Origin of the sequence: Streptomyces anthophorae, from assembly GCF_049310305.1 — a bacterium.
Classification (GTDB): domain Bacteria; phylum Actinomycetota; class Actinomycetes; order Streptomycetales; family Streptomycetaceae; genus Streptomyces.
The window spans coordinates 8450725-8468400 of record NZ_JBLWQQ010000001.1 but is presented as its reverse complement, the minus strand read 5'-3'; the positions used below and the strand labels follow the sequence as shown (position 1 = coordinate 8468400).

General features: G+C 71.8%; 14 protein-coding genes. 6 read left to right on the top strand and 8 right to left on the bottom strand.

Annotated elements, in window-relative coordinates; all coding sequences use genetic code 11:
- Positions 1 to 57: 57 nt before the first annotated feature.
- The 3 genes from ACNYS0_RS38565 to ACNYS0_RS38555 all read right to left on the bottom strand — a co-directional run bounded on the left by ACNYS0_RS38565 (position 58) and on the right by ACNYS0_RS38555 (position 2310).
- Positions 58 to 396, bottom strand: a complete 339-nt coding sequence (locus ACNYS0_RS38565; RefSeq protein WP_422480810.1) for a (2Fe-2S)-binding protein — start codon at positions 394 to 396, stop codon at positions 58 to 60.
- Complete coding sequence (locus ACNYS0_RS38560; protein ID WP_422480808.1) at positions 393 to 1586, bottom strand: NAD(P)/FAD-dependent oxidoreductase; 1194 nt, start codon at positions 1584 to 1586, stop codon at positions 393 to 395. Before ACNYS0_RS38560 ends, ACNYS0_RS38565 begins: the two co-directional genes overlap by 4 nt.
- Positions 1587 to 1689: 103 nt before the next feature.
- On the bottom strand, positions 1690 to 2310 hold the full coding sequence (locus ACNYS0_RS38555; protein WP_422480806.1) for a helix-turn-helix domain-containing protein: 621 nt from the start codon (positions 2308 to 2310) through the stop codon (positions 1690 to 1692).
- A 154-nt stretch (positions 2311 to 2464) separates the two neighbouring features.
- Here ACNYS0_RS38555 and ACNYS0_RS38550 point away from each other — a divergent pair, with 154 nt between their 5' ends.
- A complete protein-coding gene (locus ACNYS0_RS38550; protein WP_422480804.1) occupies positions 2465 to 3907 on the top strand; it encodes an aminopeptidase P family protein in 1443 nt (480 codons plus the stop codon).
- A 165-nt stretch (positions 3908 to 4072) separates the two neighbouring features.
- Positions 4073 to 5488 carry an MFS transporter gene (locus ACNYS0_RS38545; protein ID WP_422480802.1) on the top strand — a complete coding sequence of 472 codons (1416 nt, stop codon included), beginning with the start codon at positions 4073 to 4075 and terminating at the stop codon, positions 5486 to 5488.
- A gap of 6 nt (positions 5489 to 5494) precedes the next feature.
- On the opposite strand, the gene ACNYS0_RS38540 is transcribed toward ACNYS0_RS38545, so the two are convergent.
- From ACNYS0_RS38540 to ACNYS0_RS38530, 3 genes are read right to left on the bottom strand one after another with little or no spacing between them, the layout of a single operon-like run.
- Positions 5495 to 6385, bottom strand: coding sequence for a carbohydrate ABC transporter permease (locus tag ACNYS0_RS38540; protein ID WP_422480800.1), 891 nt, complete (start codon positions 6383 to 6385; stop codon positions 5495 to 5497).
- A gap of 1 nt (position 6386) precedes the next feature.
- The gene (locus ACNYS0_RS38535) at positions 6387 to 7289 is read right to left on the bottom strand and encodes a carbohydrate ABC transporter permease (RefSeq protein ID WP_422480798.1); all 903 of its coding nucleotides are present in this window, start codon (positions 7287 to 7289) and stop codon (positions 6387 to 6389) included.
- On the bottom strand, positions 7286 to 8626 hold the full coding sequence (locus ACNYS0_RS38530; RefSeq protein ID WP_422480796.1) for an extracellular solute-binding protein: 1341 nt from the start codon (positions 8624 to 8626) through the stop codon (positions 7286 to 7288). Before ACNYS0_RS38530 ends, ACNYS0_RS38535 begins: the two co-directional genes overlap by 4 nt.
- 249 nt (positions 8627 to 8875) lie before the next feature.
- Here ACNYS0_RS38530 and ACNYS0_RS38525 point away from each other — a divergent pair, with 249 nt between their 5' ends.
- Positions 8876 to 11335: a glycoside hydrolase family 3 N-terminal domain-containing protein gene (locus ACNYS0_RS38525; protein ID WP_422480794.1), complete on the top strand. Its 2460-nt coding sequence runs from the start codon at positions 8876 to 8878 to the stop codon at positions 11333 to 11335.
- Positions 11319 to 12353: a LacI family DNA-binding transcriptional regulator gene (locus tag ACNYS0_RS38520; protein WP_422480791.1), complete on the top strand. Its 1035-nt coding sequence runs from the start codon at positions 11319 to 11321 to the stop codon at positions 12351 to 12353. Before ACNYS0_RS38525 ends, ACNYS0_RS38520 begins: the two co-directional genes overlap by 17 nt.
- Before the next feature lie 56 nt (positions 12354 to 12409).
- On the opposite strand, the gene ACNYS0_RS38515 is transcribed toward ACNYS0_RS38520, so the two are convergent.
- The gene (locus ACNYS0_RS38515) at positions 12410 to 12616 is read right to left on the bottom strand and encodes a tautomerase family protein (protein WP_422480789.1); all 207 of its coding nucleotides are present in this window, start codon (positions 12614 to 12616) and stop codon (positions 12410 to 12412) included.
- Positions 12617 to 12743: 127 nt separating this feature from the next.
- Here ACNYS0_RS38515 and ACNYS0_RS38510 point away from each other — a divergent pair, with 127 nt between their 5' ends.
- Entirely contained in the window at positions 12744 to 13601 is an 858-nt protein-coding gene (locus ACNYS0_RS38510) for a helix-turn-helix transcriptional regulator (RefSeq protein ID WP_422480787.1), read from the top strand.
- Positions 13602 to 13628: 27 nt separating this feature from the next.
- On the opposite strand, the gene ACNYS0_RS38505 is transcribed toward ACNYS0_RS38510, so the two are convergent.
- On the bottom strand, positions 13629 to 14282 hold the full coding sequence (locus ACNYS0_RS38505; protein ID WP_422480785.1) for a PAS domain-containing protein: 654 nt from the start codon (positions 14280 to 14282) through the stop codon (positions 13629 to 13631).
- Positions 14283 to 14474: 192 nt separating this feature from the next.
- On the opposite strand from ACNYS0_RS38505, the gene ACNYS0_RS38500 reads away from it, so the two are divergent.
- Entirely contained in the window at positions 14475 to 17666 is a 3192-nt protein-coding gene (locus tag ACNYS0_RS38500; RefSeq protein WP_422480783.1) for a bifunctional cytochrome P450/NADPH--P450 reductase, read from the top strand.
- Positions 17667 to 17676 lie beyond the last annotated feature (10 nt).

The window sequence follows — 17676 nt, the reverse complement described above, 5'->3', positions numbered from 1 at the left end:
TGGGTGTGTCGGTTCGGGGACTGTGACGTGGGATGACCGTCCGGTGGTCATTGCGTGTCACAGTCGCTCCTCGGCCCCGCCACCGGCCCCGGACCCGGCCTCGCGTGTCTGCGTCCGCACCTCGTCCCCGTCCCGCGCCCGCCTGCGGCAGGCCCGTACGTCGCGTTCGGGGCCGACCGTGACCAGGCAGTCGAAGCAGGCGCCGATGCCGCAGAACACGCCGCGGGGCGCTCCGGAGCGGCCGGTGCGCCAGGCGCGGCGGCCGGAGGCGAGCAGGACGCCCGCGATGGACTGGCCCTCGATCCCGGCGACGGGCTCGCCGTCGACGGTGATCGTGAGCGGTGTCTCGCGCCGCCCGACGGCGTCCGTGGCCGCCGGTACGCGTCGTGGGCTCATGCGGCCCTCCCCTTCTCCGTGGTCCCCAGGACGGCCGGCCGGTCGACCCGGAACGGCGTCGCGTCGATCTCGGTGGGCCGGTCCAGGATCAGGTCCCGCACGAGGCGTGCGGTGCCGACGGACAGGCCGATGCCCGCGCCTTCGTGGCCGCCCGCGTGCCAGAGTCCGGCGAGGCGCGGGTCGGGGCCGATGACGGGCAGGTGGTCGGGCACGTAGGGGCGGAAGCCGCCGTAGGCGCGCATGATCGGTACGTCCGCGAGGGTCGGGAAGAGCCGCAGCGCCTTGGCGGCGATCGCGGAGAGGGCGTCGGGGCGGAGCCGGTCGTCGAAGCCGACGCGGCGGCGTGAGGAGCCGATGAGGACGCTGCCCCCGCGGGTGGCCTCGACGACGGCGGAGGTCTGGAGGTCCTCGGCGCTGCTGCCGACGGCGCCCACGTAGTCGGCGTCGTAGACCTTGTGGAAGACGGTGGGCGGCAGGGGTGTCGTGACGAGGACGTCGCCGCGGCGGGGGCGTACGTCGACGGGGGCGCCGAGGCGGGTGGACAGTTCGCCCGCCCAGGGGCCTGCGGCGTTGAGGAAGAGGTCCGCCTCGATGAGGTCACCGTCGGCCGTGCGGACGGCGGTGAGGCGGCCGGAGCGGGTGACCGCGCCCTGTATCTCGCAGTGGGTGCGCAGGGTGGCGCCTGCGCGGAGCGCGTCGGCGAGCAGGGCGGCGGCCGCGCCGGAGGGCTGGACCTGGGCGTCCTCGGGGTAGTGGATCGCGGCTGTGTGCTCGCGGGTGACGTACGGCTCGGCGGCGGCGAGGGAGGCGGCGTCCAGGGCCTGCGCCCGTACGCCTGCCGCGCGTTGGGACGCGGCGAACCGGGTGAGTTCGCGGGCGCCGTCGTCGGTGGTGGCGACGACGATGCCGCCCTTGGGGTCCCACTCCGTCAACTCGCGTACGTCGGGGGCGCGTTCCGACATTTCGTCGACGATCCGGGGCCACAGGCGTCCGGACAGTTGCGCCAACTCGAGTTCGGGGCCCGGGCCTTTGTCGGACACGAGGATGTTGCCCTCGCCGTGCGCGGTGGTCGCGGCGGCGGGGCGGCCCCGGTCGACGACCGTGACGGCGCAGCCCTCGCGGGCCAACTCCCGCGCACAGGCGGCTCCGACGATTCCGGCCCCGAGAATGACCGCCCGTGTTCCGTGCATCGAACCGCCTCCGTTCGTTTCGTCGAACAGCGAGGAGGCTAGGACGGCCCTTCAGGGAGTGTCAACGGATGTGCTGAGGGTGATCGAAAAATGCTTGCGGGGGTCATTCACCTTCGGGCTCCGCGGCCCCGGGGCGGGGGTGCGGGATTCCCAAGTGGGCGTGCTCGTGCGGGCGGTACTGGAGCAGCAGCACCGAGTGCACGTCGCCGTCGAGCGCCGTGTAGGAGTGCGGGAGCGTCGCGTCGAAGCCGACGTAGTCGCCGGGGCCGAGCTCCACCTCGTCGCCGTCGACGCGGACCTGGAGCCTGCCGGTCTGCACGACGGTGTGCTCGGTGCCGACGTGGCCGAGCGAGTCCTGCCTGCTGTCGGCGCGAACCACCTGGTCGTACACCTCGAGGACCAGGTCGCCGAAGTCCATCCGGCGCAGCGGCCGCAGGTCGACGCCCTCGCCCCTGAGCACCTCGACCTCCTTGGCGCGCACGACGGTGAGGCCGCCGGGCGCCCGCGTCTCCAGGAGGTCGGAGACGGGCATCTCCAGGGCGCGCGAGAGGCTGAACACCGTCTCGATGGTGGGGTTTCCGGTGCCCGACTCGAGCTGGGAGAGTGTCGCCTTGCCGATCTTGGAGCGCCGCGAAAGCTCCGAGATCGACAGGCCGCGCCGCGTCCTCGCGCGGCGGAGATTGGCCGCCACCATGTCACGGACCGACTCCTGAGGAACGTCCATAGCCTCTCCCTGGCTTCCTTGACAGCGTTCGCTTTGCCGAACACTATGCCGCACGAAGCGTTTGGTGTTCCGGACAGTTTCCCGTTCGTGCCCGACGCCGACGCAACGGCACCAGCCAGAAGACGCAACGGCACCAGCAAGAAGTGGAGTCGGCATGACCGACACGGCCCTCGGCAGCTCCGTCCCCCGCCCCGGCACCCCGGACCCGCGCATGCCGCGGCTGGCCGAACTGCCGGACTTCACCGCGTACATGGGGCAGGGCTGGGACGAGGCCGACCGTACGCCGCCGACCGTGCCGGGGGTCGCCGAGGCCGCCGCCGCGCACCGGGCGCGGCTCGGTGCGGAGTTCGCCGGGCGGCCGCTCGTGGTCGCCGCCGGGCGGGCGCCGGTGCGCAGCAACGACACCGCGTACGACTTCCGGCCCGACAGCGACTTCTACTGGCTGACCGGGTGCGCGATCGAGGGCGCCGTTCTGGTGCTGCGGCCCGCGCCCGGTGGTCATGACGCGGTGCTGTATCTGCCGCCGCCGGCCCGCCCCGGCGAGCCCGGCTTCTTCGCGGACGCCGCGCACGGCGAGCTGTGGGTGGGTCCCGCGCCGGGCCTCGCCGACTGGCGCGCGGCGCTGGGACTTGAGACGGCTCCGCTGGGTCCCCTCGACGAGGCGCTGGCCGCGTGTGCCTCACAGGGGCCGCTGCTCACCGGGCCGCTCGATGCCGAGACGGCCCGCCGCCACTCCCTGGCCGCGTCCGCCGACCTCGGCCGCACGCTCGCCGAACTGCGCATGATCAAGGACGCGTGGGAGATCGGGCAGCTGCGCGAGGCCGTGGACCGTACGGTCGAGGGGTTCCGGGCCGTGGTGCGCGAGTTCCCGGCGGCGGTGCGCGGCGGCGGCGAGCGCTGGTTGCAGGGCACCTTCGACCGCTACGCCCGCACGTACGGCAACGGCCCCGGCTACGCCACCATCGTGGGCAGCGGCCGCAATGCCGCGACCCTGCACTGGGTGCGCTGCGACGGGCCGGTGGCGGAGGACGCGGCGGTGCTCCTGGACATGGGCGTCGAGACGCGCAGCTACTACACGGCCGACGTCACCCGCACCTTCCCGGCCTCCGGCCGCTTCACCGAGGCCCAGCGTTCCGTGCACGACCTGGTGGAGCGGGCGCACCGGGCCGGGCTCGACGCCGTGGGCCCCGGGCGGGAGTGGACCGACTTCCACACGGCGGCCATGGAGGTCGTGGCGCGCGGCCTGGACGACTGGGGGATGCTGCCGGTCTCCGTGGACGAGGCGCTCTCCCCCAAGGGCCAGCACCACCGCCGCTATCTGGTGTGCGGCATCGGCCACCACCTCGGCCTCGACGTGCACGACTGCGCCCGCGCCGACTACGCGGCGTACCAGGGCGCCCGTATGGCACCGGGCATGGTGCTCACGGTCGAGCCGGGGCTGTACTTCCACGCCCATGACACGACGGTGCCGCCGGAGCTGCGCGGCATCGGGGCGCGCATCGAGGACGACATCCTGGTGACCGAGGCCGGTTCGGAGGTGCTGTCCGCCGAACTGCCGCTGGACGCTGCGGGCTTGGAGCGCTGGATGACGGCGTAGCCGCGCCGCCCACCCCTTACGTGTCTCATATATCGAACATCGATTACCGGTCAGTGAGACACATGAAAGGGTTGCGATCCTCGTACCGTCCGACCGGTACGAGGGTCGCCGGCGTTCGAGCGCCGGTGGACGCACACCGCAACACGCCCTGGGATTGACCCGAAGATGTCCGCTTCTGCCACCGGCCAGGACCCTGCCACGTCCGCAGCGCCGTCACCCGCCTCCGGCCCGAACCCGGCCGCGCCGGTCAACCCGCGTTCGCGGGTCCTGATCGCCAGCCTCATCGGGACGACGATCGAGTTCTACGACTTCTACGTCTACGCGACCGCGGCCGTACTCGTCTTCCCCGCGCTCTTCTTCCCGAGCAGCGACCCCACCACCGCGCTCCTGTCGTCGTTCGCCGTGTTCGGCGCGGCGATGGTGGCCCGCCCCATCGGCGCGGCCTTCTTCGGGCACCTCGGTGACCGGCTCGGCCGCAAGAAGACACTGGTCGTCTCGCTGCTCACGATGGGCATCGCCACGTTCCTGATCGGCGTGCTGCCCACGTACGGATCGATCGGATGGGTCGCCACCGCGCTCCTCGTGCTGATGCGGCTCGCGCAGGGCTTCGCGCTCGGCGGCGAGTGGAGCGGCGCGGCGCTGGTCGCCACGGAGAACGCGCCGCCGGGCAAGCGGGCGCTGTGGGGCACGTTCCCGCAGCTGGGCGCGCCGCTCGGATTCATCGTCGGCAACGGCCTGTTCCTGGTCATCGCGGCCCTGCTGCCGTCCGCCGCGGGCGCCGACCCCTCGCAGCCCTCCGAGGCGTTCCTGTCGTGGGGCTGGCGGATCCCGTTCCTGTTCTCGGCCGTGATGGTCGCGATCGGCCTGTGGGTGCGGATGCGCCTGGTCGAGGCGGAGGTCTTCACCAAGACGCAGGAGACCAAGCAGGTCCGCAAGCTGCCGCTGGCGACCGTGTTCCGGCACCACTGGAAGCAGCTGATCCTCGGCACCTTCGCGATGCTGGCGACGTACGTGCTCTTCTACCTGATGACGACGTTCTCGCTGAGCTACGGCCGCACCGCGACGGACGCCGCCGTGCCCGGCCTCGGCTACGGCTACACCACCTTCGTCCTGATGCTGATCTTCGGCGTGGTCTTCTTCGCCGCGTTCACGCTCATCTCCGGTCCGCTGGCGGACAGGTTCGGCCGCCGCAAGACGCTCTCCTGGATCACCGCGGGCATCTTCGTCTTCGGCCTGGTGTGGGTCCCGCTGATCGGTCTCGGCACGCTCGGTGTCGTCCTGTGGCTGGTCCTCGGCTTCACGCTGATGGGCCTCACCTTCGGCCCGATGGGCGCGCTCCTCCCGGAGATGTTCCCGACGTCGGTCCGCTACACGGGTTCCGGCATCTCGTACAACGTCAGCTCGGTCCTCGGCGCGGCCGTCGCCCCGTTCATCGCGGTGGCGCTGTGGGAGGCCGGCGACGGCTCGCCGTGGCTGGTCGGCGTCTACCTGTCGGCGATGGCCGTCCTCACCCTCGTCGCGCTGCTGTGCAGCAAGGAGACGAAGGATGTGGAGCTGGAGGCGGGCGAGAGCCCCGCGTAAGCGCCGTCACTTGCCGAACCCGGCCGTCAGGCCGCTGAGCAGTTGGCGGCGGCCGATGGCGTAGAGGATCAGGATCGGCAGCGTGGTGAGGACGACCGCGGCGAGGATGGCCGGGACGTTGGCCTGGTACTGGCCCTGCAAGGTCCACACGGCGAGCGGCAGGGTCCGCTTGTCCGGGCTCTGGGTGAGGATCAGGGGCAGCAGGAAGCCGTTCCAGATGGTCAGCCCGTTGTAGATGGACACGGTGACGATGGCGGGCCGGGTGAGCGGCGCCGCCAGGCGCCACAGGGTCGTCCACTCGGTGGCGCCGTCGACCCGCATCGAGTCGAACAGCTCCTTGGGCACGTCCCGGATGAAGTTGGACAGCACCAGCACGGACAGCGGGATGGCGAAGGCGATCGAGGGGAGGACGAGCGCAAGCAGGCTGTCGTACAGATGCAGCCTGATGATGATCAGGTAGATCGGGATGACCGTCGCCTGGAGCGGGATGGCGAGGCCCATGAGGAAGAGGCCGTTGACCGCGCGCAGGAACCGCAGGCGCCAGCCGCGCACGATCGCGTAGGCGGCCATGAAGGAGAACGTGACCGCGGGCACCACCGCTCCGACGGCGACCAGGACACTGTTCAGGAAGTACTGGCCGAAGTCGGACTCGATGACCAGCCGGTAGTTGGCCAGCGTGGAGTCGCCCGACGGCAGCAGCGCGTTGCCCGCGTAGTAGGTGCTCTGTTCCTTGAGGCTGGTGATCAGCGTCCAGTACAGGGGAACGGCGACGACGGCGAGCCAGAGCCATCCGGCCAGGCCCCCGCCCCAGTTGCGCCGCCCGGTGACCGAGCGGGTACGGCGCCGCTCGCGGCTGTCGGTCTTCTGCGGTTGCGGCTTGGTCAGCATGGTGGTCATGTCAGGCCCCCTCGAGCTGGCTCTCACTGGCGTCCCGGCCCCCGAGCCGCCGCAGCAGCAGGGCGAGGGCGAGACCCACCAGGACGAGGATGACGGCGATGGCGCTGGCCGGGCCCATCAGGTTGGCCTGGAAGCCCCGCTTGTACATGTCGAGCGCGAGCACCCGGGTGGCGTCCCCCGGCCCGCCCTCGGTCAGGACGTAGATCAGGTCGAAGAAGGTCAGCGAGCCGACCACCATCAGCGTCGACGAGGTGATGATGGTGTATTTCAGCTGGGGCAGCGTGACGCTGAAGAACTGCCGGATCCGTCCGGCCCCGTCCAACTCCGCTGCCTCGTAGAGGGACTTCGGGATCTGCTGCACTCCGCCCTGGTAGATCAGCGAGTGGAACGGGACGAACTGCCAGGAGACGATGAAGATGACGACGCCGAACGCGAGTCCCGGCTGTCCCAGCCAGTCCTTGCTGAGCCAGTCGATGCCGAGTCCCGCGCCGAGCCCGAAGGTGGGGTTGAGCAGCGCCTTGTACGCGACGGCGATCGCGGCGGAGCTGAGCAGCAGCGGGATGAAGTACACGACTCCGAGGACCGCCCGGTAGCGCTGGCGGCCCGCCATGAACGTGCCGAGCAGAATGCTGATCGGGGTCTGGAACGCCCAGGACGCGATCATCACTCCGAAGGTCACCAGGACCGCGTGCGGCAGGCCGGGGTTGGTGAGCACCGCCCGCCAACTGGTCAGCCCCGACGGGTGAATGGCGCCGATTCCGTCCCAGGTGGTGAAGGACAGGACGAAGACACCGACGAGCGGGACGACGGCGAACCCGAGGAAGACCACGAGCGCCGGCGCGGTCAGCCAGGGCAGGATGCTGCGCTGACCGCGACGGGGCGGGTGGGCGGTGAGCGAGGTCATTTCCCGATGACCTCGTTGAGGTTGGCGGCGAACTGCTTCGGCGAGATGGACAGTTGGAACAGCTTGACGATGTTGTCGAGCAGTGTCTCCGCCGCCGTCGGGCTGAGTGCCTGGTCCCAGGACTGGCTGAACGACTTCGCCTTGGTGGCGACGTCGTAGGTGAACTGAAGGAAGTCGGCGTCCTTGGAGGCGGCGAGCAGCTTCTCCGTGCCCAGCTTGACCGGGACACCGCCGCCGTCGATCCACGCCTTCACCTCGGCGTCCTGCAGCATGCCCTGGGCGAAGAACTCCTCGGCGATCTTCTTCTCCTTGGCGCTGGCCTTCGAGGAGATGGACAGGTACTCGCCGGGGTTGCCGACGGTGTTGCTCGGATCGCCCTTGCCGCCCTTGACCGGCGGGAAGTTCATGTAGCCCAGGCCGCCGCTGGAGACGAAGTCACCGCCGGCGCTCTTCTGGATGCCGTACGACCACGAGCCGTGCAGCATCATCGCGGCCTTGCCGGTGTACAGGAGGGCCTGGTCGGCGTTGGAGTCCGCGGTGATCGACGAGAAGCCCTTGATGAAGCCCTTGGCCTTGACCAGGTCCTGCACCATACCGAGCGCCTTGATGGCGGCGGGGTTGGACCAGGCGTTCTTCTCGCCGTCGAAGACGGCCTGGAACACCTCGGGGCCGCCGATGCGGTCGAAGAGGAACTCCAGCCACATCATGTTCGTCCACCGGGACTGCCCGCCGAGGGAGAACGGAGCGATGCCCTCGGCGTTGAACTTGGGCACGAGCGCCATGATGTCGTCCCACGACTGCGGCGGCTTCACACCAACCTTGTCGAAGACCTTCTTGTTGTAGTAGAGGAAGATGGGCTGCACCCGCTCGACGGGCATCGCGTAGATCTTGCCCTTCACGGTCGCCGCGGGGAACGCGGTGGGGAAGATCTTCTTCTTGACCTCGGGGTGCTGCTCGAAGAACGGCGTCAGATCCTCGACCTGGCCCGCCTCCACGTAGCTGCGCAGCGTCCCGCCGCCCCAGCTCTTGATGATGGTGGGCGCCTTCCCGGCACCGATCGCGGTCTTGATCTTCGTTTTGAACGCGTCGTTCTGGAACGCGGTGCCGGCGATCTGGCTCTTGGGGTGGGCCTTGTTGAAGGCCTTCACCGCATTGGCCCTGACGCCTTCGTCGGGCTGGCCGCTCAGGTACCAGTACGTGGCCCCCTTGCCGCCCGCTCCGTCCTTGGTCGGCCCCGAAGAGCCGCAGGCCGCGAGCGCCGCCGAGAGCGGGACGCCGGCGGCGACACCGAGCACGGCCCGTCTTGAGACGGGCCGTCGTGAGAGAGGGAATTCCATGTCTGTTCTCCGCACTCGAGAGCCACCGGCTACCCATGAGCCGCCGTGAAAACTTTTCGAAAACCAGCCAACGTTCAGCTCTGTGAATGCAAATTAGGTAGCGGCTACAGGGCTGTCAAGACATCTGCAACAACGTTGTGGCGCACGGAACTTATGCGTAGCGTCGGGCGGACACAACACTCGTGGAAGCCGCGACAGACATCGAAAATGTTTCGAAGTGCTGCGGGCTGAGGGCAGAGGAGGATGCGGATGTCCGCGGCTGATTCACGTGCCGGGACGGGGCAGGTCACGCCCCGCTGGCAGGACCCGGAACTATCCGTGTCCGAGCGGGTCGAGGCGCTGCTCGCCGAGATGACGGTGGCGGAGAAGGTGGCGCAGCTCGGCAGCCGCTGGCTCGGCAACGTCATGGGGCACGAAGCCGGCACCGACGAGTCGGCCGGGCAGGCCGGGCAGGCCGGCGACGGGCGGGCCGAGCAGCCTCAAGTGGCGCCCCTGGAGGACCTGTTCGCGGACGCGGGGGGCGTCTCGCTCGAGGAGGCGGCGCGGGACGGGCTCGGCCATCTCACGCGGGTGTACGGCAGCCGCCCGGTGAGCGCGCGGGAGGGCGCGGACCTCCTGGTCGCGCAGCAGCACACCGTCGTCAAGGGCTCCCGGCTCGGCATCCCGGCCCTGGCCCACGAGGAGTGCCTCACCGGGGTCAACACCTACGGCGCCACCGTCTACCCGGCCCCGCTCGCGTGGGCGGCGGCCTTCGACCCGGACCTGGTGCGCCGCCTCGGCGGGACCATCGGGCGGGACATGCGGGCACTCGGCGTGCACCAGGGGCTCGCTCCGGTCCTGGACGTCGTGCGGGACTACCGGTGGGGCCGGGTCGAGGAGACCATGGGCGAGGACCCCTACCTGGTGTCGGTGCTCGGCGCCGCGTACGTCGGCGGGCTCGAGGGCGCGGGCGTCATCGCCACCCTGAAGCACTTCGCCGGGTACTCGGCGGCCCGTGGCGCCCGCAACCACGGCCCCGTACCGATGGGCCGCCGCGAACTGATGGATGTCATCCTGCCGCCGTTCGAGACGGCGATCGCGGTGGGCGGCGCCCGGTCCGTGATGAACTCCTACTCCGACATCGACGGCGTCCCGGCCGGCGCCGACCCGTGGCTGCTGACCCAACTGCTGCGCGAGGACTGGGGGTTCACCGGTACGGTCGTCTCCGACTACGGGTCGCTCGCGTTCCTCGCCGGCCTGCACGGGGTCGCGGCCGACTTCGACGAGGCGGGTGTGCTGGCGCTCGGCGCGGGCATCGACGTGGAGTTGCCGGACACGCTCACCTTCGGCCCGCACCTGGCAGACCGGGTCCGGCGGGGCGAGCTTGCGGAGTCCCTGCTCGACCGGGCGGTGCGCCGTCTGCTGACCCAGAAGGTCGAGCTGGGCCTGCTCGACCCCGGCTGGACGCCCGAGGACTCGGCAGCCTCCGCCGCATCGAGGGACCTGGACTCGCCGGAGAACCAGGAACTGGCACGCGAGTTGGCCGAGCGGTCCGTCGTTCTGCTCGACGCGGGCAGCGCGCTGCCGCTGCTCGACGCGGAGGCGGGGCGCCGGACGCCGGGCCGCATCGCCGTGGTGGGGCCGTGCGCGGCCGACTCGCGCACCCTCATGGGCTGTTACGCCTTCCCCAACCACGTCCTGCCGCGCCACCCGGGACTGCCGCTGGGGATCTCGGCGCCGACCGTCGTGGAGGCGCTGCGCGGCGAACTCCCCGACACCGAGATCGTCTTCGAGCCGGGCTGCGACGTGCGCGAGGAGGACCGTTCCGGCTTCGCCGCGGCGGCGGCCGCGGCGCGCGGGGCGGAGCTGTGCGTAGCGGTGGTGGGCGACCGCGCGGGCCTGTTCGGCAACGGCACGTCGGGCGAGGGCTGCGACGTGGAGGACCTGCGACTGCCGGGCGTCCAGGACGAGTTGCTCGCGGAGCTGTTCGCCACCGGGACGCCCGTGGTCGTGGTCGTGCTCTCCGGCCGCCCCTACGCCCTCGGCGAGGTGCAGCAGCGGGCCGCAGGCCTCGTCCAGGCGTTCATGCCGGGCCAGGAGGGCGCGGCGGCGATCGCGGGTGTGCTGTCCGGACGCGTCCAGCCGGCGGGCAGGCTGCCGGTACAGATTCCGCGCCGCCCCGGCGGCCAGCCCGGCACCTATCTTCAGCCGCCGCTGGGCGCGCACACGCAGGGCATCAGCAGCGTCGACCCGACACCGCTGTTCCCGTTCGGATACGGCAGGTCGTACACGACGTTCGAGATCGGGGACCTGCGCGTGAGCGCGGACGACGTCCCCACCGACGGCGAGTTCACGGTGTCGGCGCGGGTGCGCAACACCGGTGCCAGACCGGGGCGCGAGACCGTCCAGCTGTATCTGCGTGACCCCGTCGCGCAAGTGACACGCCCGGTACGGCAGTTGACGGGCTTCGCGCAGGTGGACCTCGCTCCGGGGGCGAGCGCACGGGTGAGCTTCCGGGTGCACGCCGACCGGACCGCGTTCACCGGCCGCGACCTCACCCGGATCGTCGAGCCCGGTGCGGTCGAGGTGCAGGTCGGCGCCTCGTCCCAGGAGTTGTCGTGCCGCGCTGTCGTACGATTGACGGGCCCCACCCGGGTGATCGGCCACGACCGGCGGCTCACCACACCGGTGGACGTGACCCTGGAAGAAGCAGATGCCACCGCACGCTAGACGCACCACCCTGGCGACCATCGCCCGCGAGGCGGGGGTCTCCGTGGCCACCGTGTCGAAGGTGGTCAACGACCGCAGTGACGTGGCGCCGCGGACCCGCGCCCGGGTGCAGGAGCTGCTGCGCGAGCACGACTACCTGGCCCCCGTGTTCCGGCACACCGAGGCCGCGAAGAACCCCACCATCGAGGTGCAGTTCAACGGCGACCTGAAGACGTACTCGGCCGAGGCGCTGGAGGGCATCATCGACGCCGCGGCCGAACTGGGCGCCTCCGTCGTGATCAGCAAGTCGTCGCCCGCCCCGCACTGGGCGCGCGATCTCGCGTCCGCGGGGCGGCGCGCCCTCATCGCGGTCACCAGCATGTACACGGCCGCGCATGTGAAGGAGCTGACCAGGGCCGGGCTGCCGCTGGTCGTCCTCGACCCGCTGCATCTGCCGCACAGCCGGGTGCACAGCGTCGGGGCGACGAACTTCGCCGGCGGCCTGGCCGCGACCGAGCATCTGCTCGGCCTCGGCCACCGCCGCATCGGCTACCTCGGCGGACCGACCCTGGCCGTGTGCAACCAGGCCCGAATGCACGGCTACCGTGCCGCCCTGGAGGCGGCCGGCGCCGCCACGCCTGCCGCCTACGTCCGCCACGGAGCGTTCACGAACGAGGCCGGCCGGCTCGGCGCCGCCGCACTGCTCGACCTGGACGAACCACCGACGGCGATCTTCGCCGGCAACGACGAGATCGCCCTCGGCGTCATCGAGGCCACCCGCGCCCGCGGTCTGCGCATCCCCGAGGACCTGAGCGTGGTCGGCTTCGACGACACGCTCCTGGCCAGGATGGCGGCGCCACCCCTGACCACCGTGCGCCAGCCCCTGCGCGAGATGGGCGGCATCGCCCTGCGCACGGCGCTGCGCCTCGCCAACGGCGAGCGGGTCGAGTCCCACCACATCGAACTCGCCACGGAACTGGTCGTACGGGCGTCCACGGCCCCGCCGCAGGAGGCGGCGTCCGCGCGGGCCGCGCCGTAGGTCGAGGGGCGGGGCCCGAAGCGTTCAGTCGGTTCCGGCGAAGGCGCCGCCCCTGCTCAACTGCGGCCCAGCATCTCGGCGTTGAGAAGCGTCCCGCCGAGGCTCCAGCCGCCGTCCGCGACCTCTTCGAGGATCACGAGGGTGTTCGCGCGGGCGCGCTCTCCGTAGACGTCGGCGAACGCGTCGGTGACGGCGTCCCGGAGCTTCTTCTTCGACTCCGCCGTGAGGGTGTCGGCGGGAACCTTGAGGTTGGCGAAGGGCACGAGGTGTTCCTCTCGGAGGCTGAACGGGTCGTGTCCCACGGTGCGCCGCGTCCGGCGCCCGTGCCAGGGGACGGCATCCCCTGGTTCGGCGGCACCACCGCGGGCCGTCATCGCGCAGACTGGGTGCGTGGGTTCTCTCAAGTACACCGAGCTGGGCGCCTTCCTGCGCTCGCGCCGCGAACGCATCCGCCCGCAGGACGTCGGTCTGGTCGCAGGCCCGCGCCGCCGGGTGCCGGGGCTGCGCCGTGAAGAGGTGGCGCAGCTCGCGGGCGCCTCGGTCGACTACTACAACGAGATCGAACGGGGCGCGGGCTCACAGCCGTCGGAGCAGATGCTCGCCGCGCTGGCCCGCGCGCTGCGACTGACATCCGACGAACGGGACTACCTGTACCGCCTCGCCGACCGCCCCCTGCCCAGCGCCGGCGGGCCGCAGGCGCATGTGCACCCGGGGATGACGGACCTGCTCGCGCGGCTGACCTCGACCCCGGCGCAGGTCATCACGGACCTGCACGTCACGCTCGTGCAGAACCCGCTCGCCGTCGCGCTGCTCGGTGACCAGTCGGGGTTCCACGGCAAGAACGCGAGCTTCGTCCACCGCTGGTTCACGGACCCCGACGCGCGGCGCCTGTACCCCGAGGCCGATCACGACGCGCAGTCCCGCACGTTCGTGGCGGACCTGCGGGCCGTCGCGGCGCGCCGCGACGCGAAGGATCCCGAGGCCCGCACCCTGATCGCCGAGTTGAACGACCGCTCTCCCGAGTTCGCCGCCCTGTGGGCCGAGCACGAGGTCAGGGTCCGCCGCAGTGACACCAAGCGCATCAACCACCCGGCGCTCGGCACACTTGAGGTCAACTGCCTCCATCTCTTCAGCGATGACGGCAGGCAGCGGCTGCTCTGGTTCACTCCGGCCCTGGGCACGGACAGCGCCGACAAGCTGGATCTGCTCGCCGTCATCGGAACGCAGCTCACCGACGCCCCGCGCTGACCCGTTGCGGGACCCGGCGGCACCTGGTCACGAGCCGTCCTCCCGTGCCTCCGCCGCGAGCCGGGGCGGCCACTCCCCCGCCACCAGCACTCCCTCCGCGTACGCGCGGGCGACCAGTTCCGTACGGTTCGACGCGCCCCAGCGGCGCGACAGTTGGCGCAGGTGGTAGGTGACGCCGTCGGTCGTCAGGCCGGTCTCGCGGGCCGCGCGGGCCGTCGTGGCGCCCGCGGCGAGCAGGGCCAGGATGCGCGCCTCCTGCGGGTGCGGCGGCGGGGAGGCGGACGGGGTCCGCTCGGGCGCGGCCGCTGTGTCGTACACCCGTACCGTCACCAGCAGGTCGGGCACCCGGTGCGCGCTCTCGCTCACCGTGTCGACGATCAACTCGCCCCGGCGCCCTGTCCCGTCGCCGCCGCGCCAGGCCACCGCGACGGTGTAGCGCGAGCGGCGCCGCGCCTTCAGCGCCTGCGCGATCCGGTCGACCTGCGCGGCGTCGACCGGCACGAACAGGTCGAGGATCGCGCGCCCCTTCAGGCGGCCCGCGGTGGTGCCCCACTCCAGGGCGAACGCGGCGTTGACAAGGCGTACGTTTCCGTACGGGTCGCACACCGCGACCGGCATCGGGATCCGGTCGAACAGGACCATCGCGCGATTGCGCCACAGCACCGCGTCCGAGGTGTCCATGCGCTGATCGCCTCCGTGAGTGTCGCCCGTGCCACGGACGGCGCCCGCGCACAAGTCCGATGCACCGTCAGCCGCTACACAATCATGTAGTGGGGCTGGGCTGGTCGGCAGGGGGAGCGGACCAAGCTGGAAGCCGCAGTTCCCCCACTCCGCGACAGCAGGATCCCCCTCCGCGAAAGGCACCGCCCCACCATGCCGGACTCCGCGCCCGCCCCTTCCCCCACGCCCGACGACAGCGCCTACGTCGCCGCCGGGGTCCCCGTCGTCGATGTCACCGCCACCGGTCTCGGCCCCGGACCGCTTCAGCAGATCATGGGCCTGATGCGGGAGCACGGTCCGCAGCTGGTGCGGCGGGTGCACGGGCGGGACGCCCTGTTCGTCTCCGACCTCGACCTCGTCACCGAGCTCGCCGACGAGACCCGGTTCGCCAAGAGCATCGGGCCCGCGCTGCGCAACGTCCGCGAGTTCGCCGCCGACGGTCTGTTCACCGCCTACAACGACGAGCCGAACTGGGCGCGCGCCCACGACATCCTGATGCCGGCCTTCGCGCTCGGCTCCATGCGGACGTACCACCCCGTGATGTACAAGGTGGCGCGCCGCCTCGTCGAGTCCTGGGACCTGGCGGCGGGTGACGGCAGTCCGGTCGACGTGCCCGGTGACATGACCCGGATGACGCTCGACACCATCGGGCTCGCCGGGTTCGGCTACGACTTCGCCTCCTTCGACAGCAGCGAGCCGCACCCGTTCGTGGAGGCGATGGTGCGCTGCCTGGAGTGGAGCATGAAGCGCCTGGCGCGGGTGCCCGGCGGCGACTACGAGGCCGCCGACGCGGCGTTCCGCGCGGATGCCGACTATCTCGCCCAGGTCGTCGACGAGGTCATCACCGCGCGCGTCGAGAGCGGCGAGCGGCACACCGACGACCTGCTCGGCCTGATGCTGACGGCCGAGCATCCGCAGGACGGCTCCACGCTGGACACCGCCAACATCCGCAACCAGGTCATCACGTTCCTGATCGCCGGGCACGAGACGACGTCGGGCGCGATGTCCTTCGCCCTGTACTACCTCGCCAAGAACCCGGCCGTCCTCGATCTCGTACGCCGCGAGGTGGACGCCCTGTGGGGTGACACCACGGACCCGGAGCCGGACTTCGACGAGGTCGGCCGGCTCACGTACACCCGGCAGGTCCTCAACGAGGCGCTGCGCCTGTGGCCGACGGCCGCCGCGTTCAGCCGGGAGGCCCGCGAGGACACGCTGCTCGGCGGCCGCATTCCGCTGCGCGCCGGGCAGGCTGTGACGGTGCTCGCGCCGATGCTGCACCGGACACCGGTGTGGGGCGACAACCCGGAGCGCTTCGACCCGAACCGGTTCACGCCGGAGGCGGAGGCGGAGCGTTCCCCGCACGCGTTCAAGCCCTTCGGTACGGGTGAACGGGCCTGCATCGGGCGGCAGTTCGCGCTGCACGAGGCGACGATGCTGCTCGCGATGCTCGTGCACCGCTACCGTCTGGTCGACCACGCCGACTACGAGCTGTCGGTGAAGGAGACCCTCACGCTGAAGCCGGACGGCTTCACCCTCACGCTCGCGCCGCGCACCCCGGCCGACCGCCGGCACACCCCGCTGCCCGGCGTCGCCGCGACGCCGGAGCAGGACCTCGTGTCCGACACCCTGCCGACGCGCGTCCTGCCCGGCACCCGGGCCCTGTTCCTGCACGGCAGCAACTACGGCACCTGCACCGGTCTCGCCGCCCAGCTCGCCGACGAGGCCGCCGCGCTCGGCTGCGAGACCGAGGTCGCCCCGCTGGACGCGTACGCGGACGGGCTTCCCACCGACCGCCCCGTGGTGATCGTCGCCGCCTCCTACAACGGCCGGCCGACCGATGACGCAGGACGGTTCGCCGCCCGGCTCCTCGACGCCGGCACACCCACCGAGGGTGTCGCCTACTCCGTGCTCGGCATCGGCGACCGCAACTGGGCCGCCACCTACCAGCACTTCCCCACCCGCATCGACGCGCGCCTGGCCGAGCTCGGCGCCGAGCGGCTGTGCGAGCGGGCCGCCGCCGACGCCTCCGGCGACCTGGGCGGCACCGTCCGCACCTTCACCGCCGACCTGCGCACCGCCCTCCTGGAGCGGTACGGGGACCCGGAGGCCACCGCCGCGAACGCCCCCGCCGGGCCCACCGCCCCGTACGAGATCCGCGAGATCAGCGGCGGGCCGCTGGACACGGCGGCGGCCCGGCACGGGCTCGTTCCGTTCACCGTGACCGAGGCGCGCGATCTGACGGCGCCCGGCCACCCGCGCGTCAAGCGGTTCGTGCGGCTCGCGCTGCCCGAGGGTGTGTCGTACCGGACCGGGGACCACCTCGCCGTCCTGCCCGCGCACGAGGACGGGCTCGTCGAGCGCGCGCTGAAGGCGCTCGGCCTCGACCCCGACGTGCTGCTCGACATCCGTGACGCCCGTCCGCGACGCGACGCCCTGCCGCTCGACCGGCCCGTGACCGTACGCGAACTGCTCACGTTCCACGTCGAGTTGCAGCACCGGCCGGGCCCGGACGAGGTGGCAGCGCTCGCCGCCGCCAACCCCTGCCCGCCGGAGGCCGCCGCGCTGCGGGAGCTTTCCGCCGACGACCCGCGTACCTTCCTGGACCTTGTCGAGGACCACCCGGCGCTGCGCGAGGTCCTGACCTGGGACCTGCTGCTCGGGCTGCTGCCGCGGCTGCGCCCGCGCCACTACTCGATCTCGTCCAGCCCGGCCCAACTCCCGGGCCACGTCGACCTGATGGTGTCCGTCCTCGACGCGCCCGCCGCCTCCGGCACCGGCCGCTACCGGGGCACGGGCTCGCACCACCTGGCGTCCCTGCGCCCCGGAGACACCGTGCTCGGCCGGGTCCAGCCGTGCCGCGACGCCTTCCGTATCGCCCCTGACACCCCCGAGCCGGTCATCATGATCGCGGCGGGGACGGGCCTCGCCCCGTTCCGCGGAGTGGTCGCCGAACGAGCGGCACGGAACGCCCAACTTCCGCCCGCGCTCCTGTACTTCGGCTGCGACCACCCCGAGTTCGACTTTGTGCACGCCGACGAGCTGCGCGCCGCCGACGCGGCCGGGGCGGTCTCACTGCGCCCCGTCTTCAGCGACGCCCCGGTCGACGGCCATGCCTTCGTCCAGCACCGCATCGCCGCCGAGGCCGCCGAGATCGGCCGCCTCCTCGACGCCGGGGCACGGGTGTACGTGTGCGGGGACGGCGCCCGGATGGCACCCGGCGTACGCGCCGCGTTCCGTGCGCTGCACCGCGAGCGCACCCCGGGCGCCGACGAGGCCGCGGCCGAGCAGTGGCTCACCGATCTGATGGCCGAGGGGCGGTACGTGGAGGACGTGTACGGGGGCTGACCCGCACACA

Coding starts and splice junctions, on each gene's coding strand:
- ACNYS0_RS38555 (WP_422480806.1), bottom strand. CDS start 2,310: ATGGACGTTCCTCAGGAGTCGGTCCGTGACATGGTGGCGGCCAATCTC.
- ACNYS0_RS38535 (WP_422480798.1), bottom strand. CDS start 7,289: ATGACCTCGCTCACCGCCCACCCGCCCCGTCGCGGTCAGCGCAGCATC.
- ACNYS0_RS38560 (WP_422480808.1), bottom strand. CDS start 1,586: ATGCACGGAACACGGGCGGTCATTCTCGGGGCCGGAATCGTCGGAGCC.
- ACNYS0_RS38550 (WP_422480804.1), top strand. CDS start 2,465: ATGACCGACACGGCCCTCGGCAGCTCCGTCCCCCGCCCCGGCACCCCG.
- ACNYS0_RS38505 (WP_422480785.1), bottom strand. CDS start 14,282: ATGGACACCTCGGACGCGGTGCTGTGGCGCAATCGCGCGATGGTCCTG.
- ACNYS0_RS38520 (WP_422480791.1), top strand. CDS start 11,319: ATGCCACCGCACGCTAGACGCACCACCCTGGCGACCATCGCCCGCGAG.
- ACNYS0_RS38500 (WP_422480783.1), top strand. CDS start 14,475: ATGCCGGACTCCGCGCCCGCCCCTTCCCCCACGCCCGACGACAGCGCC.
- ACNYS0_RS38525 (WP_422480794.1), top strand. CDS start 8,876: ATGTCCGCGGCTGATTCACGTGCCGGGACGGGGCAGGTCACGCCCCGC.
- ACNYS0_RS38530 (WP_422480796.1), bottom strand. CDS start 8,626: ATGGAATTCCCTCTCTCACGACGGCCCGTCTCAAGACGGGCCGTGCTC.
- ACNYS0_RS38540 (WP_422480800.1), bottom strand. CDS start 6,385: ATGACCACCATGCTGACCAAGCCGCAACCGCAGAAGACCGACAGCCGC.
- ACNYS0_RS38565 (WP_422480810.1), bottom strand. CDS start 396: ATGAGCCCACGACGCGTACCGGCGGCCACGGACGCCGTCGGGCGGCGC.
- ACNYS0_RS38545 (WP_422480802.1), top strand. CDS start 4,073: ATGTCCGCTTCTGCCACCGGCCAGGACCCTGCCACGTCCGCAGCGCCG.